Origin of the sequence: Bradyrhizobium barranii subsp. apii, from assembly GCF_011516635.5 — a bacterium.
In the GTDB taxonomy this organism is placed as follows: domain Bacteria; phylum Pseudomonadota; class Alphaproteobacteria; order Rhizobiales; family Xanthobacteraceae; genus Bradyrhizobium; species Bradyrhizobium barranii.
Genome location: NZ_CP096255.1, coordinates 8,750,800 through 8,766,792, shown reverse-complemented (window position 1 = coordinate 8,766,792; position 15,993 = coordinate 8,750,800). Strand labels below are relative to the sequence as shown.

14 protein-coding genes and 1 pseudogene are annotated in these 15,993 nt (G+C 62.6%); 7 read left to right on the top strand and 8 right to left on the bottom strand.

The annotated features are described in order from the left end of the window. Positions 1-17 precede the first annotated feature (17 nt). Positions 18-989, top strand: coding sequence for a LysR family transcriptional regulator (locus HAP41_RS42005; protein ID WP_224580598.1), 972 nt, complete (start codon positions 18-20; stop codon positions 987-989). Positions 990-1,063: 74 nt separating this feature from the next. Here HAP41_RS42005 and HAP41_RS42000 read toward each other — a convergent pair whose 3' ends face one another. Further along, the gene (locus tag HAP41_RS42000; RefSeq protein WP_028148915.1) at positions 1,064-1,573 is read right to left on the bottom strand and encodes a YkgB family protein; all 510 of its coding nucleotides are present in this window, start codon (positions 1,571-1,573) and stop codon (positions 1,064-1,066) included. A 45-nt stretch (positions 1,574-1,618) separates the two neighbouring features. Further along, positions 1,619-2,155 carry a carboxymuconolactone decarboxylase family protein gene (locus HAP41_RS41995; RefSeq protein ID WP_166078220.1) on the bottom strand — a complete coding sequence of 179 codons (537 nt, stop codon included), beginning with the start codon at positions 2,153-2,155 and terminating at the stop codon, positions 1,619-1,621. A 130-nt stretch (positions 2,156-2,285) separates the two neighbouring features. Between HAP41_RS41995 and HAP41_RS41990 the strand changes: the two genes are divergently transcribed. Then, on the top strand, positions 2,286-3,281 hold the full coding sequence (locus HAP41_RS41990; protein ID WP_166078221.1) for an AraC family transcriptional regulator: 996 nt from the start codon (positions 2,286-2,288) through the stop codon (positions 3,279-3,281). A gap of 29 nt (positions 3,282-3,310) precedes the next feature. On the opposite strand, the gene HAP41_RS41985 is transcribed toward HAP41_RS41990, so the two are convergent. From HAP41_RS41985 to HAP41_RS41960, 6 genes and pseudogenes are all read right to left on the bottom strand, one after another. After that, positions 3,311-3,628 (bottom strand): hypothetical protein, encoded by a 318-nt coding sequence (locus tag HAP41_RS41985; protein WP_166078222.1) that lies wholly within the window; start codon positions 3,626-3,628, stop codon positions 3,311-3,313. Between the two features lie 145 nt (positions 3,629-3,773). Continuing rightward, positions 3,774-4,661, bottom strand: a complete 888-nt coding sequence (locus tag HAP41_RS41980) for a DUF427 domain-containing protein (RefSeq protein ID WP_166078223.1) — start codon at positions 4,659-4,661, stop codon at positions 3,774-3,776. Between the two features lie 163 nt (positions 4,662-4,824). Further along, the gene (locus HAP41_RS41975) at positions 4,825-8,520 is read right to left on the bottom strand and encodes an ATP-binding protein (protein WP_166078224.1); all 3,696 of its coding nucleotides are present in this window, start codon (positions 8,518-8,520) and stop codon (positions 4,825-4,827) included. Between the two features lie 49 nt (positions 8,521-8,569). After that, positions 8,570-9,516, bottom strand: a protein-coding gene (locus HAP41_RS41970; RefSeq protein WP_166055883.1) for an IS630 family transposase whose coding sequence is annotated in 2 segments (ribosomal slippage) — positions 8,570-9,177 and positions 9,177-9,516 — 948 coding nt in all. Because the reading frame shifts where the segments join, the coding sequence is not laid out codon by codon here. Between the two features lie 91 nt (positions 9,517-9,607). Then, a pseudogene (locus HAP41_RS41965) lies at positions 9,608-11,397 on the bottom strand (ATP-binding protein). Positions 11,398-11,804: 407 nt separating this feature from the next. Next, positions 11,805-12,332 (bottom strand): YkgB family protein, encoded by a 528-nt coding sequence (locus tag HAP41_RS41960; protein ID WP_028148910.1) that lies wholly within the window; start codon positions 12,330-12,332, stop codon positions 11,805-11,807. 542 nt (positions 12,333-12,874) lie between these two features. Between HAP41_RS41960 and HAP41_RS41955 the strand changes: the two genes are divergently transcribed. The 5 genes from HAP41_RS41955 to HAP41_RS41935 all read left to right on the top strand — a co-directional run bounded on the left by HAP41_RS41955 (position 12,875) and on the right by HAP41_RS41935 (position 15,980). Further along, positions 12,875-13,174 (top strand): response regulator, encoded by a 300-nt coding sequence (locus HAP41_RS41955; RefSeq protein WP_248577153.1) that lies wholly within the window; start codon positions 12,875-12,877, stop codon positions 13,172-13,174. Positions 13,175-13,386: 212 nt separating this feature from the next. Then, the gene (locus HAP41_RS41950; protein ID WP_223153778.1) at positions 13,387-13,830 is read left to right on the top strand and encodes a sigma-70 family RNA polymerase sigma factor; all 444 of its coding nucleotides are present in this window, start codon (positions 13,387-13,389) and stop codon (positions 13,828-13,830) included. Between the two features lie 77 nt (positions 13,831-13,907). Continuing rightward, positions 13,908-14,867 carry an L-histidine N(alpha)-methyltransferase gene (gene egtD, locus HAP41_RS41945; RefSeq protein ID WP_166078225.1) on the top strand — a complete coding sequence of 320 codons (960 nt, stop codon included), beginning with the start codon at positions 13,908-13,910 and terminating at the stop codon, positions 14,865-14,867. A 134-nt stretch (positions 14,868-15,001) separates the two neighbouring features. Continuing rightward, positions 15,002-15,256: a hypothetical protein gene (locus HAP41_RS41940; RefSeq protein WP_063980878.1), complete on the top strand. Its 255-nt coding sequence runs from the start codon at positions 15,002-15,004 to the stop codon at positions 15,254-15,256. Positions 15,257-15,293: 37 nt separating this feature from the next. Next, on the top strand, positions 15,294-15,980 hold the full coding sequence (locus tag HAP41_RS41935; RefSeq protein WP_166078226.1) for a sensor histidine kinase: 687 nt from the start codon (positions 15,294-15,296) through the stop codon (positions 15,978-15,980). The last annotated feature ends 13 nt before the right edge of the window (positions 15,981-15,993 follow it).

Genomic DNA, 15,993 nt, shown 5'->3' with positions numbered 1-15,993 from the left:
AGCCTTTAACTTCGGGAGTGGCCTCCCTTGCTGGAGATCGACTTAAAGCTTGCCGTGAGCCGACAGAAGTCCGGCTGGAAGCTAAGCACTTTATCGATTATCGTTATAAAATGGATTTCGCGGATGTGGCCCTGTTTCGCAGCATCGTGACCGCCGGCAGCCTGTCCGCTGCGGCGCGAGAGATGGGCACGACGCCAATGTTGGTCAGTCGAAGGCTCGCAGCGCTCGAAGCCGAGCTGGGCGCACGCCTGTTTCATCGGACGACGCGCTCGCTATCGCTCACCCCTGAGGGTGAGGCCTTCTTGCCTCATGCCGCCGCCCTGATCGCCGCCCGCGATTCAGCATTCGAGTCCGTGTCGTCCGCCGGCTCGGGCCTCTCAGGTGTGCTCAAGGTCACAGCGCCGAACGTCATCGGCCATGCCGTCATCGTACCCGTCGTGGCCAAGCTGATCGCGGACAACCCGGCGCTTCGGGTCAATCTTGTCCTGAGTGACGATCGCGTCGACATCGCTTCGATGGGTCTCGACGTTGCGATCCGCGTGGCGCCGATGAAGCCTTCCGACATGATTGCGACAAGGCTCGCCGACAATCCTTACATCCTCTGCGCATCGCCAGCCTATATCGCTCGCTTCGGCGAACCGGCAACGCTGGGCGATCTGGTGAGTCACCCCTGCATCAAGCTTCATGCGATGGAGACCTGGCCGTTCGTACGTGGAGGCGAATTGGAGCAGATCCGGATCGCCGGCCCGCTGTCGGCCAGCACGGTTCGAGCGGCTTGTCTTGCGGGCGTGGGGGTCGCCATGATGACCTATTGGGATGTTTACGAGCAGATTGAACGCGGAGAGTTGAAGCGCATCGTTCCGGCGGATGCCGCGCCGGTTGAGCTCGGGATATGGGCGGTTTTTCTGACTCGCGCGCAAATGCCCGTCCGGGTCAGAGCGTTCATTGATGCTCTGCGAAAACGGCTGCTTGCGGGCACACTGCCGTGATCGTCGCTACGTGCAATCGCCGGCGAGCGGGAAAGCTCGCCGGCGACGTGTCGCCCTGGGCAGAATGCGACCTGTTACCGCGTCAGGCGAACCAGATCCTGCCTTAGCAGATAGAAGGAGACTGCGAGCAGCACGACGTCCTTCATCAGGAAGGGCACGTTGCCTGTCATCGCGGGGAAGCCTCCCGCGGCGAGGTCCCAACCCTCCGGCATGAAGGGAATGATGGTGACGGTCGCGATGAAGGTGCCGGTCGAGCCGAGGGCGCCGAGCACGCCAAGCCGGTGGCTCCAGAAGCCCGCGAGCAGCAGCCCGCCAAAGGTCCATTCGGAAACGCCGAGGAAATAGCTGGCTCCGGCATGGCCGAACACGGGATAGAGCCACCAGATCAATGGGCCGTTGCTGATGAACGGGACCAGCCGTTCGAACTCGTACGGAAACCACTTTTGGTAACCGAAGAAGAAGAACATGATCACCATCGAGGCGCGGACGACATGGTAGTCGAGATCTTCCGCGAGCAGGCCGGATCCCTGCAGGGCGCGGACGAGAGGATTTTGGGCGGTGTGGGTGTTGGCAAGCATGGTCATGGTCGTGATCCCTGATGTGAGATGAGCGACGCGGCGGCCGTCGCGTTAGGCGACCGCCGGGAAGTCGATCTCGGTGTCGTTGATGCGGTTGAAGACGTTGGTGAACACGGTGGTGGCAAAGGCGAGGCTGATGTCGACGAGCTGCTTGTCGCTGTAGCCGGCGGCCTTGATCGCGACGAAATCCTTGTCGCTGACGGTGCCGCTGGTGCGCGCAAGCTTGTCGACGAAAGCGACCAGCGCATCGCGCTGGGCATCACCAGTGGGCCGGCCATCGCGGATCTGCTTCAGGACCTCCGGCGCCAGGCCGACGAGCTTTGCGAGATGGCTGTGGGCGGCGACACAATAGTCACAGCCGGCGGCTTCGCTGATGACGAGCTTGATGATCTCCTTGTCGGACTTGGTCAGTCCGCCGGAGGCGAGCACAGTGTCGGCAGCGAGCACGGCCTTGAGCGCAGCGGGGCCATGAGCGGCGATGGCCGCAAAGGTGTTCGGGACGCTGCCGATGGCCTTCTTGATCTGGGCATAGACCTGGCCGGAGGGGCCGGCGTCAGTTTCGAGGTTCGGGACGGAAAGTCGGGACATGATGGCACTCCGTGTTGGGGTGGTGAACGATTGCGGAGTGACAGTAGGGTCGCGATGTGAGATGTTGAATGCTTGATATGCTTGTATATATGCTCAATCGTCTCAAATGACGTACTGAGAGGTGAATACGATGGATTGGCTGAGCCGGCTGTTCGAGATGATGCCGGTGCGCGGCCGTCTGGACCTGCGCTGCTCCTACGGCGCGCCCTGGCGGATCGAGCAGGGGCCGGGCGAGGTCAACGAGATCCTGTACCATGCGGTGCTCGCAGGCTCGGCGGTGCTGGACGATCCGGCGGGAGGCCGGCCGTTGCTACTGGAGGCCGGCGACATTCTGCTGCTGCCGCGCAACCCCCGGCACGTCATGCACGACGGCAGCGGAGCCGCGCCGCTGAAGGCCCGCAACCGCGCGTCACTCAACTTCACGATCAGCGAGAATCCCGGCTCGGACGCCCGGCTCGATCTACTGTGCGGACATTTTTCGATCGCCCCGCCGCACGACCGGCTGCTGCGCGACTATCTGCCGCCGGTGCTGATCGTGAGGGCCGGCGCGCAGGCCGGAGAGCGGGACACGGCGGGGCAGCTCGCGGGTCTCGTTGCCTTGATGCGCGGCGAGACCGCAGACGATCAGCTGGGTGGCCGCGCGATGCTGAACGCGTTGTCGACGGCGATGTTCGCGCTCGTGCTGCGCCTCGCCAGCGAGACCGGAGACGCGCCACGCGGGCTGCTTGCGCTCGCAGGTCACCCACGCCTCGCGCCGGTCGTCGCGGCCATGTTCAATGCGCCCGCGCGCGCGTGGACGCTGCCCGAGCTCGCGCAGCTCGCCAACATGTCGCGTGCGACACTCGCTCGTCAATTCCAGGAGAAGGTCGGGCGTTCGCCGAGCGAGCTGCTGACCGACATCCGCATGACGCTGGCAACGAACGAACTGAGGAAATCCTCGCTCTCGACCGGAGCGGTGGCTGAAGCGGTCGGATATCTGTCCGAGGCGGCGTTCCAGCGGGCGTTCAAGAGCCACATGGGCATCACTCCCGCGCAATGGCGAAAGGCTGCGCAGACGCCTGCGACGATTGACGAGATGGAGCTGGCGAAGAGCGCAGAGACGGCATCGGCTGGCGAGAATGCCTAGGCAGGCGAGCGTGAGGTGGCCGGGCTAGCTCAGCATCCGCGGCAGATGATGAGCTTGCGATCCAGCATCTGATCGCGCTGCTGCTGCTCACGCTCCCAGGCCGACGGAGCATCTGATTGAGGCGCATCGGCCCGGCTCGGCTGACGGTGGCCGACCGGAGCGAGCCAGGGCAGGCGCGACGTCGGCTCGGCCGAGGCGAAACGCGCGGCGGCCCGCGACGGCAGATCGGGGAGGGCGTCGAGAGAGCTGTTCCGGTCGGAGGCATGTGCGGGCGACAGCAAGCCGATCAGGAGAAGGCCCGCAAAAGCGGAGCGGATCGAGCGTGTCTGGTTCGAACGATGGGACATTGTGGCGGTCCCGTAGTGGAGGCTCGGGATGAGCGGCTCCGTTGCGGGCCACAATAGTCGTGGACGCGAAAGGCTGAATGCTGCGCGATCTCGAAGATATGCTCGTTCGTCTCACGAGCGTCGATGGAGAGGACTGGTTGCAGCTTCAGCGGGGCCGGCTACCAGGCGTTGGCTCGGCGACCACCTCGGCGATGTCGAGATTACGATCGGGGCCATGCGGCACCACCGATTGGCCGGGTTCGAGACGCATCTGCGTGCCATCGAGATGGACGGTCACGATGTCCGGCTCGAACGATACAAAATTGGAGATGCGGCGGACTTCGGGATAGGCGTCGGGATACGACCATGCCGCCTGGCGCGCGTCTCCGATGGAGTAATAGCTGCAGAGGCCCTTGTACGGGCAGAAGGTCTGGAGCTTGACCGGAGTGAGGGCAGACTCATCGACGTCGGCACGTGGAACGTACCAACGCGGTGCAAAGCCGGACTCGTAAAGGACCAGCGGCCGCTTCGTATCGGCGATGACCCGGCCCTGGTGGTTGACCACGAGGTTACGAGAGGTCTGGCGGATGTCGATGCGGTGATAGGGATCGGCGGCATGGCCCACGATGCGTTCGTCTTCCTCGTAGAAGGCATCCATGGCCCGCCAGGCAAAGGCGATCAGACCCTGCAAATCGCCTGCATGGGCGGGCAGGTTGGTGTGCCGCCATGCTCCTCGCGCCGCGATGTGTTGCTCGTCGACCCGAACGCTGTACCAGGACGTCGGCCCAAGATCGGCGTGTTGAGTGATGTGCTCGGTGCGTTCCAGCACATGTGGGGAAACATCGGCCTCCGGGAAATAAGCCACAGGATACCGGCCCGGTTCGAAAAGCAGAAGCGCCCGTTCGCTCTCGGCGATCCAGCTTCCCCCAAAGCGCACGCGGAGGCGGCGGCGTAACGGTTCGACGTACAAGAGTCGCTTGGGCAGCGGCTCGGGGACGAGAAAGCGGCCGATTGCTCCCGTTGAAAGCGGGCCTTGTTGCCAGGACAGTCCCAACTGATCTCTCCCTGCAGCACACCGTCGGTCGATGGCGGACCTGTTTCCGGCCCGTGCTTGGCTTCGCCGGCGCGATCCGATGGCTATATTTCGTCCGCGGCCCGGCCTTGGTTACAGGTCATCCCACCAATTTTTGCGGTGTGATGACGCCAGCCGAGATGATTCAACCAACCGTAAAGCCGTCATCGACCGGTACGGTGAACTGGAAGACGGCTCCGCGCGGTTCGTTTGCAGTCGCCCAGAGCCTGCCGCCATGCGCAACGATGATCGAACGGCATATCGACAGTCCGACACCCAGGCCGCCAGATTTGGTCGTGTAGAAGGGTTCGAACAGCCGCGCGAGGCCCTCCGCCGACAAGCCCGGTCCCGAATCCGTGATCGATACGCGTATGCTCTCGGCATCCGCTCTCGCGGTCTGGATCAACAGCTCGCGCTTGCCCCCCGTTGTCTCGCTCATGGCCTCGATGGCGTTCAGGATCAGGTTGAGCGTGACCTGCTGCAGCTCGACGCGATCCCCGATGACCTTGGGCAGACGATCGGCGAATATCGTCTGGATCGACACATCGTTCCGTGCCGCCTCAGCCTGCGTGAGTTCGATGACTTGGCCGATGACGTTGTTGATCGCCAGGGAATCCCGTTTGGGCGGTGATTTCTTGACGAGATCCCGGATTCGCTCGATCACCTCGCTGGAGCGGATGCCGTTCTCGATGGCGCGTGTCAGCGCCCTGCGCGTCTGCTCCAGCGCCGGCGGTTGGTGATCGAGCCAGCTCAAGGCCGCTTGCGCGCTGGCGATGACGGCGGTGTTCGGCTGATTGACCTCGTGGGCGATCGACGCCGTCAGCTGTCCCATCACCGCCACGCGGTTGGCGTGGGCCAGCTCCATCTGAGCCTCGCGGTAACGCTGCTCGTTCTCGCGTGCCTCGGTTTCGGCGCGCTTGCGCTCGCTGAGATCCAGCACGAAGGCAACGCCTTGCTCTTGCTCGTCGTCGAACAAGGCTCCGCCGGTCAGCACCGGCACCCGGCTGCCGTCCTTGCGGAAGAACGCCTTTTCGAACGGGTGGACAACCCGCGTCGCCTTCAATTCGGCCCGGGCGCGGTCGGTGCGCTCCTGCCATTCGGGCGGCGTCAGATCTGCCCAGCGCAACCGGCCTGCGGCGAGATCCTCGCGATCATATCCCATGGTCTTCAGGAACGCGTCGTTGGCATCGAGGATGTCGGGGGTGTGATCGAAGATGAAGATCCCGATGATGTTGGCCTCGACCAGCCGGCGAATCCGCGACTCCCGCTCCTGAAGCTCCCGGTACAGACGGGCATTGTCGAGCGAGGTCGCAGCCTCGGATGCGAGAAATTTCAGAATCGCGATCCGGGCGGGTGTGAAGACGCGCGAGGCGAGATTGTTCTCGAGATACAGAAATGCCACCGCCCTGCCTTGCTTGACGAGCGGCACGCACAAGGCTGATCGGACGTGCTTCTTCTGGATGTATTCATCGCCGCCGAACGCGCTGCTCGTCGAGGCATCGTCAAGCACGACGCTTTCCTGGGTGCGAGCCGTGTAAAGCACGATCGACATCGGGACTTCAGTGGCGGAGATCGGCGAATCGGCGAGATCGAGAGCGATCGAACCGCCGCCAGTCACGGCGTCCGCCCGAATTCTCAGCTCGGAACCCCTCGGCAAAATCAGCACGCCGCGTTCCGCACCCGCGTGCTCGATGGCCGAACGAAGCAGGGTCTCCGTGAGCTTCTCCAGCACGATCTCGCCTGAAACAGCCTCCGACACCTTGAGAACCGTCGCAAGGTCCAGCTGCTCGACAGGTGCTCCGATCGTCCCCGCGGCGCTGAGCGCGGATCCTCGCTCCCGCAGGTTCGGATGGAGTTTCTCGAGCTGGCCCACCTTCGCCTCGGCGCCCCAGCGCGCGTAGCAATCGCGCGCTTTTGTCAGGTAGGACAGGACGACCGTTCGAATGCCGCGCGCCTCGTAGAACCCTGCTGCACGCTCCGCAGCGATCGCTTCGATCTGGGCGAAGCCGGATTCTTGCGCCAATCGGATCGATTCCTCGTACAGCTGTTCCGCCTCGAGTTCGCGGCCTTCGATGCGCGCAAGTTCCGCCGCGACGAGCTTCTGCCGGGCAGCGTAATTCGCGGGGCAACGGTTGGACCAGACTGTCAGCTTGCGGTGGTGTTCGCGGAGGTCGTTGAGGCGTCGCTCGCGATCCTCGGGGCGTGATGCGTGATAAGCCCCGGCATGAGCGAGCGCCGTGTAGAACCGGTATTCGGTGAAATCCGAATAAGAGCGGGCGCACCATGAGAGCGCTTCCGCGCGTGCGGCGAGGGCAATCGCGACATCGTCACGTCCGGCAATGACTTCGATCTGAATTTGCGTCGCGTAGTAGAAGAAGGCGCTTATCGGTTCGCTCGCATCCGAGGGCTGAAGCGCCGCGGGGCTCTCGAAGTCATTCCGGCCATTGCGCCCCATAAGGCTCTGCGCCAGATCTCGTTGCCTGATGAGGCCCTCCGCAGCCAATCGGACGCCCAGACCCTCGGCGAATGCCAGAGACCGCTCGGCGCGCGAGCAGACGTCCATGAGCGGATCGCCGCAGAAGAGATCCACCGATATCAGTCCGCGATGCGAATACGCCGCGAATGCCAGATCTCCGGTCGTCAAGCAGATTGCGAGTGCGCGCCGAATGAACGGCCGTCCCGATCGGATCGGGAGAATCCATGGGGTCACGTGAAGGCCGAATACCAAAAGCGCCCGGCCGCTCAGCCCTGTCTGCGGCTGCCTGTCAGCAAGGGCTGCGCCAAATTGCGATAGCCGGAATCCAAGTTCAGCATCGGTTGAATTGCTCGCGAGCACGCCGAATATGGCGGTCAGCGGGTAGCACGCTTCAGGGCTGGTCCCGTGCTGGAGCGTCAGTCGAGTGGCCTCCAAGAGCATGGTGTCGGAGAGGTTGCGATCGGTGAGAAACGCAGGCGTGAGGAGGTCGGCCAGGACGCCCATGGTCGCACGATGATCCGGATCGGTCATCGGCGGTAGCGCATGAAGCTGCTCGTCGGACAGCTTTTCGGTCAAGCTCCGCAGGCGCCGCCGATCCTCGTCCACCTCGCTGCGGCTGGGATGAGGAGACCAGTCAATCCCGGTCCTGCGCAAGAATGCGAGGCAAACGTCGACCGCTCGCTCGAGCTGTCCCGCGGTGGTGTATAGCTGCGCCTGGAGTCTGGCGACCTCGGCGCTCGCCTGAATGTCCGAACAGCTCTGCGACAGGACCGTCAGTTCCGCTTCTGCCGTGTTCAGCTCGCCGAGCAGGAATTTGCATTCGGCGTGGAGCAGGCCGATCGCGAAGGCGTCCCGGCTGCGCCGCGGATGCCCTTCCTCTCCGAGCAGTTCGCGGGCGATTTCAAGGTAGGTTGCCGCCGCGTGGTAAGCCGTTGCATTTCGGGCGCGCCGGCCCGCGGCGAGATTGACGGCAATGACCTGTTCGCGTTCAGCGCCGTTCGTCAAAGCGGCGATGCCGCGGTTCAGCTGGTTGGCGACGATATAGACGCGCTCGTTGGTTTCGTCAGGCGTCAGCTGCGCTGCCAGGACCAGACCGATCCGAAGGTGCAAGGCCGTTCGCCTGTTTTGGTCCGGTTGAAGCGCATAAGCGGCCTCTTGCACGCGATCGTGCACGAACGCATAGGAGCTCTTGAGGCGTCGAATTAGTTCGAGACGCGTCGCGTCTCGCAGATCCGCGTGCAGCGTCTGCTCCGATGCGCCGTGCACGAGGCAGAGCATTGCGATCTCGGCGCTGTTGCCCAGGCAGGCCAGCTCCAGCAGGGCCCGACGTGTCTCGTCGCGCAAACCGCTCAGCTTGCCGACCATGAGACGCGCGACGTTTTCGGCGTAGCTTTTTTCCTAGAGCGTTTTCCGATCACGTTGCGTCGTAACCAGCCGCGACGAGATAATTTTGACATTCCTCGGGTGAGAAGCGTTTGAGAGCGTTGGCGATTGCTTGCCAGAGATCGGGCATGGTGCGGGCTGCGGCGGCCCGCAACAGCGCTTTCAGTTTGGAGAAGGCCATTTCAATCGGGTTGAAGTCTGGACTGTAGGGCGGAAGATAGAGCAGGCTAGCTCCGACCGCCTGGATGGCCTCTCGAACGCCATGGACCTTGTGAGCGGGCAAGTTGTCCATGATAACGGTATCGCCCGGCCGCAGCGATGGGGCGAGCAATTGCTCGACGTAGGCCAGGAAAGCGTCGCCATCCATTGGACCGTCCAGAACAAGCGGCGCGATCAGACCGTCGGAGCGCAATCCAGCGGTGAACGTCGTCGTCTTCCAATGTCCGTGTGGGATAGCTGCACGACATCGCTCGCCGCGTGGCGAGCGCCCGTAACGCCGCGCCATTTTGGTGTTGGCGCTGGTTTCGTCGATGAAGACGAGACGCTCAGGGTCAAGGTCGATTTGCCCTTCGAACCACTCCTCACGTGCGGCATTTATATCGCCGCGCCGTTGCTCGGCGGCGTGCGCTGTCTTTTTTTAAGTGTGATCTTTCTGCGCTGGAAAAAACGCCAGAGCGACGCGATGCCAGTCGATATTCCATGACGTTTCAACAGTTCTCGCAACTCGGCAAGCGTGATATCCGGCCTCGCTGTCACCGCCTCCAGAATCAATTGCGAATGCGCTTCGATGCGCTGCGATTTGCGGTCACCGCCCTGGCGTTTAGGAACGATGTCGCCAACTTTCTTGAGGCGAGCGCGCCAGCGGATCGCACTGGCCGCGCTGACACCAAAGCGCTCAGCAGCCTGTCGACAGGACATGCCACCGTCAATCGCGGCTACCACCCTTTGGCGAAGATCAACCGAAAGCGCCCTGGCCATACATGCTGGCCTCCCTCGCCAGCATGCAGCTTGAATCTGACTCGCGCCGTTTTGGGAATCCCCACCCGATTCTTTCCGGTCGGAAAATGCTCTAGATGCGTTCGAGATCCCAGCGCCACTGTCGCTTGTCATGATCGAAGGCCAGTAGTTCTTCTTCGGCCAGTGCCCGCAGAAACTGCGTGAGAAAGAACGGATTCCCGTTCGTCTTCTCGTATATCAGCTGCGCCAGGGGCATGGCGTATGCCGGCTCGCAGTGAAGTGCATCCGCGGTGAATTCCTCGACGGCAGCGCGGGTGAGGGGTGCCAGGTCGATTTCCCGCACCCGTTTACGGGAGGCGCGAATTTCGACGAGCCGTTGTGCCAGCGGATGTTTGACGTCGACATCCTTGCGTCGATAGGCGGCGATGAGAAGCAGATTTTGCAGGTCGGATCTGTTCAGAAGAAACGCGATCAGATCCAGTGTGGCCACGTCGAGCCACTGCAGGTCGTCGAAGAAAAGCACGAGCGGATGGTGAGGCTTGGCGAAGATGCCAATGAAGCGTCGAACGACGACTTGGAAGCGTCGCTGTGCGTCTTGCGGGGGGCCTCCGGGACAGGTGGTTGATCCCCGATCACCAGCCGCAGCTCCGGTACGAGATCCACCATCAGTTGACCGAGCTGGCCCAGCGCGTCGTGCAGTGCGCTACGCCAGGGTGCCAGATCGGCATCGCTCTTGGCGAGGAGGCCTCGGATAAGGCCTTGAAGCGCATGCGCGAGCGTCGCGTAAGGCATATCGCGCTTGTGCTGATCGAACTTGCCGGAGGCGAAGAAGCCTCCCAACGGGACCACGGCCTTCTGCATTTCGTCGACGAAAGCGGACTTGCCGATACCGGAGGGGCCGGACACCAGGATCAACTCGGGCGTGCCGCTCCGGGTGACGCGATCGAACGAGGTGAGCAACGCCTCGATCTCGTGCTCCCTGCCGTAGAGCCGTTCGGGAATCAGCAGGCGGTCCGGTGTATCGGTTTGGGCCAGGACGAAATCATCGATTCGTCCCTGCGCTTCCCATTCGGCGAGTGACCGTTCGAGGTCGCTCTTGAGACCGGCTGCGGTCTGGTAGCGGTCCTCGGCCGTCTTGGCGAGGAGCTTCATGATGATCGCCGACACGGCATAAGGCACGCCATTGACTCGTTCGGCGGGTGGAACGGCACGTCTCGCGATGTGGCTGTGCACCCATTCCATCGGACTGGCCGCGGTGAACGGCAGTACGCCCGTCAGCATCCGGTAGAACGTCACGCCAAGTGCGTACAGATCGCTGCGGGAATCGACGGACCGATTCATGCGGCCGGTCTGCTCGGGCGCCATGTAGGCCAGCGTGCCCGCCATGGTCTCCGGTGGTTCGAGCTGCTGTCGCTCGCGCGGCAGGCGAGATGAAAGGCCAAATCCGGTGATCCTGACCTCGTCTGCTCCGCTCACCAGAAGATTGGCCGGCTTCAAATCCTTGTGGACCAGGCCCTGCCGATGCAGCTGGTCGACGGCGGTGGTGATGCCGAGAGCCAATCGCAAGAAATGGTCCAGCTTCATCGGCGCGCCGAGCAACTGCTCGAGCGGCTCGCTGCCGGGATCTTCCAATATCAGCAAGGTTCGACCACCGTCGCGGATCAGCTCCAGCGGCCGTACGGCCCAGGTCCCATCGAGCTCGTCGCGCAAGGCGTATTCATGGGCGAGCCGGTCGAGGACCGCGGCCGGCGGATGTTCCGTAGCCGCCCTTACGGTCAGGACACTGTTGACGTCGCCATCGGCGTCCCGGCGCCATTCACGGCAAAAGACGCGCTCGCCGTCGTCCCATGACGCCTTGAGACCGGCATTGCCATTCGTGGATACCCGCGAGGATACGTGCATCTGCCGGACTCCGGAACTAGCCGGCCAGTCGATTGAAAAGGAGGGAAAGGTGCTCACCTGTCCCGTCCGGGAACGTACTCCCAACGCCAATCCCCAACAATAGCCGGGATCGGAGCCATGGCATGAGCCACATTCCGTTCGGACCCAGCGTCACCGACAAGAGTTGTTCCGATGCGCTCTGATCGGCAATTCCGCTCAACCGTGGATGAAGCATCCAGCTTGAGCGCGGGAGAAAAGCGGGAGTCTTCGAAAGGTCGCTCAGCGTGGACAGCGTCAAGGTCTATAAGCCGTCGTCGCAAACCTACGCTCACGCAGATCATCGGCAACGACCTCGCCGATGTCGCCGAGCAGTTCATCGCCCGTCACGGGGGACGACCCTGATCCTGCTCTTCCAGTGCCAACCGGCGTTATTGCATCGCTTCCTGTCGAACAATCCCGTTCTGAGCCGGCGACACGTCGGCTGCTGCCCGGAGGAGATCCCGCTTGAGCAGATAGACGGAAGCTGCAAGCAGTACGACATCTTTCATGAGGAAGAGGAAAGGCAACGTGGCCGCAGGAAATCCGCCGGCCGGCGCGGCCCAGGCATCGGGGAAGAACGGAATGATCGTCACGGTGGCGACATAGGTCGCGCATGAACCCAGCGACCCCAGGACCGCCAGTCTTCTGCTCCAGAAGCCGAGCAGAAGAAGCAATCCAAACAACAATTCTGCTGAACCCAGGAAGTAGGCCGCGCCGCGCACGCCAAACACCGGATACAGCCAGAAGATCAGCGGACCATTGCTGATGAACGGAATCAACGCGTGCGCTTCGTAGTCGAACCATTTCTGGCAGCTGAAGACGAAGAACACGATGATCATCGCCACACGCGTGGCATGGTAGTCAAAATCGCCTCTGACCAGATCGAGCTCGGACAGTTTCTTTATGAGATGGTCCATCGGATGTCGTCTCATCCTCGAGGTCGCGGTTTGGCGCCAAGGGCGGCGTCGACGTCTGTCGCGATCTGAACGGTAGCCAAGCTTCGAAGGACGCGCTGTGCGCGGGTTATCGTGCATTTCTCAAACTTGCGCCGTTCGGCCGCAGGCGACCGGAATCGGCGTGGCCTGACATCGCGTCGCCCTCGGTGGCTCGCCCTTGGCGCCGCAAACCCATACCAAAGTATGGGTCTGTGCATCACAATCGCGAGATTATCGGAGGCACCCACCGAACGCATGCTCGAGGCCGACATGCGCAACCGATCCAGGCGCAGCTACTGGATTTTCCTCAGTTGGGGAGACCGAACATGTGCCTCTCGCGAACAAGCATCGAACGTCACGACAGCAGCCGCCTGGTCAACTGGAGAGCGGCTTGCGCTTCAATCGCCCGTGTTGCGATCGCGTTTCGATGATGATCGCGTCTTGCGAGGGTAAGTCAGGTGAAGGTCCCTTACGTAGGTGTCGTCGATGACGACGAGGCCCTGTGCCTGTCTTTGGTGGATCTGATGCGATCGATCGGCTACCGCTCCGAGCCGTTTGACAGGGCCGAAGCGCTGCTGAGCTACGCCGGCCGGTTCAGCTTCGACTGCATCATTGCCGACGTTCACATGCCAGGAATGGGCGGGCTGAACCTCGTTCGCGAGCTCCAGCAGCAGAAGGTCGGAGCGCCGGTGATTCTCATTACTGCGCTTCCTCACAAGCAGCTGGACGCCGAAGCGGCCTCGATCGGCGCATTCTGCCTTCTCAGAAAGCCGTTCGAAACGAGCGCGCTGCTTGAGTGTCTCGACAGGAGCCTTCGAAGATGAAAGCGCTCTCGGGTGACGACATCACGTCCTCTATGGCGACGCAATCGTCTGCCGGCGACGAGCCCGGGCGTGCACGACCCCGGGGGGATACGGATTCGCCGCGACATGATCGCCGGAAGGCGGCCCGTTGGGAGAGATGGAACGATTGTTCGGAGCGATGGGGCCGGCTTCTGCTTGCGGCGCGAGCAGGGGATGGAGACGCATACGAGCGATTGCTGCGGGAGCTGGATCTGTGGCTTCGGGCCTACTACGCGCGCCGGCTTCCCTATCCCGCCGCCGACGATGCGAGGCAGGAGGTGCTTCTGGCCATTCACGCGAAACGCCACACGTTTGCGGCCTCGAAGCCCTTCGGCGCCTGGGTGACGGCGATTGCCCGCTACAAATGGGTCGATCGCGTGCGCGATGCGTCTCGCTACAGCGCGCTCGCACTCGACGAAGACATCGCAATCGAGGATCACGAAGGTGCCGCGATCAGCGCTGCTGCGCTGGACCAGCTCCTTGGCCGGTTGAAGCCTGCGCAAGAGAGCGTGATCCGCCTCGTGAAGCTCAATGGTCTGAGCATCGCGCGAGCGGCCGGTGCGACCGGACAGTCGGCGGCCCTGGTCAAGATCAATATCCACCGCGGCCTGAAGAAATTGTCGACATTGGTCTCCTGACTTCATTGCGGCCGCCGGCCGGGTCGACCGAGACTTCGTGCGAAGGAAAGCCGAAATTGCTTCAACTCCAGAACGAAATGCGATCTACGGTGGCCGACCTGACGGCGGCGTTCCGCTATGACATCATGGAAGGGCTGGGCCTCGCGCCAAAGGCAATTCCGGCGAGATGGCTTTATGATCGTCGCGGATCGGCTCTGTTTGAAGCCATCACGCTGCTGCCCGAATACTACCCGACACGAACCGAGCGATCGATCCTTGCGTCCGCGGTATCGGAAATCGCCGCGCTCGCGGGGCCGGGCCGCGCAGTCATAGAATTCGGCTCAGGCTCGTCGGCAAAGACGCGACTGTTGCTGGCAGAGACGGAGCCTTCTGCGTATGTGCCGATCGACATCTCGGGCGAATTCCTCCGGGAGGTTGCGGTAGGCTTGTCGCATGCATTCCCGGGACTGCCGATCTATCCAACCGAGGCCGATTTCACCTATCCCTTTGCGCTGCCGGACGAGATTGCCTCGACTGCGCGCCTTGGCTTCTTTCCGGGGTCGACGATCGGAAACCTCACTGTGCCTGCGGCGGTCGACCTGTTGCGGGCGATGGCGGTGACCCTGGGTGCCGGATCGATGCTGCTGATCGGCATCGACCGTATCAAGGATCAGGATGTTCTCCTGCCGGCATATGACGACGCGCAAGGGCTGACGGCCGCATTCAATCTCAACCTCTTGCACCGGATCAACCGCGAGCTGGGCGGCTCGATTCCCCTGGGCGCGTTTCTCCATTTGGCGCGCTGGAATGATGCGGAGGCGCGTATCGAGATGCATCTGGAAGCCACGCGCGACGTCCGCTTCGAGGTCGATGGTCGCGTCTTCTCGTTGTCGAACGGCGAGACCATCCACACGGAGAACAGCCTCAAATACGGGCGGAGGGATGCCTTCGTCCTGCTGCAGGCCGGCGGATGGAATCCCGTCGCCGATTGGACTGACGACAGCGGGCTCTTCTCAGTCATTCTCGCAGAGCAAAGGCCCGCGCCAGCGGCACCCTAGGATGAATCGGGGCGCAGACGGAATCATTTCCAACAATATCGCCTCAATCGGCGCAATCCACGAACAGCGAGGCTCGTACACATGCTGCATAATGTGCGCGTCATCATGGCAATCAACTGCGTTGAGGCGCGACCATGCAACTCCGTTCATCCCTCATCCTGAGCTTCGCCGCCATTCCTCTAACCGCCCTGGCAGATCCGCTCCCGGCGCCGTCGCCGAAAGCGCCGAGCCCGGCTGAGACCGTCCAGGTGCAGCCGCGCGGCAATGAATTCATGCCGAATTCAGTCGCCGAGGATGCGTTGCAGAAGCGCATTACCGACTTCAACCGGAAACTGGAAGGTCTGGACGCAGATCTCGACAAGAAGCTGAAAATCTGCCGCGGGTGTTGATCGAAATCCGGTTCAGCAAACAGCGATAGGTCTGCACATGAGGCACACTGTCACCGGTTCGTTCCACGACGGCGGAAGCGGGTGCGCGCACTTTGAGCGGATCGCCCCGATCCGGGATGACGAGCTCGAGCTTGTCGTCAGGGAATTGCAGCATCGCATGCGCAATATCCTCAGCATCGTTCTGTGCTTCGTGAACAACACCGATGCGAATACGACCGCCGATTTTCGCGAGGCGCTCTCGGCACGGATCGCGACCCTGTCCGATGCCTACAGGATAATCGAATCCGCGGGAGAGCAGCGAGTGTCTCTCGCGGCGATGCTGGAGCGAACGCTCAAACCGCACGCGATGTTTCACAGGGGCCGCATTCTGCTCGCGGGGCCGGATATCACGCTGGAGCCGCACATCGCGTTGGCGCTGCACGTCATCATTCACGAGCTGGCTACCAACGCGAGCAAGTACGGCGCGCTGACATCGACGGCAGGAGCCGTCGAGGTGATCTGGGAAAGCCCGCCCTATCTCGGCGGACAAGGTCTTGCGATCCAGTGGCGCGAGCGCGGCGGACCGATTGTGACCAAGCCCGAACGCAGAGGCTTTGGCACGCAACTGATCGCAAGGGCCCTGCCGGGCGCGCAGGTCGATCTCGACTTCGCGCCCGACGGCCTTGTCTGCCGGCTTCTGATCGATCTCGGTCAGGCGCTGACCACGCAAGGGCCTGTGAGTTAGGATCAGGAGGATC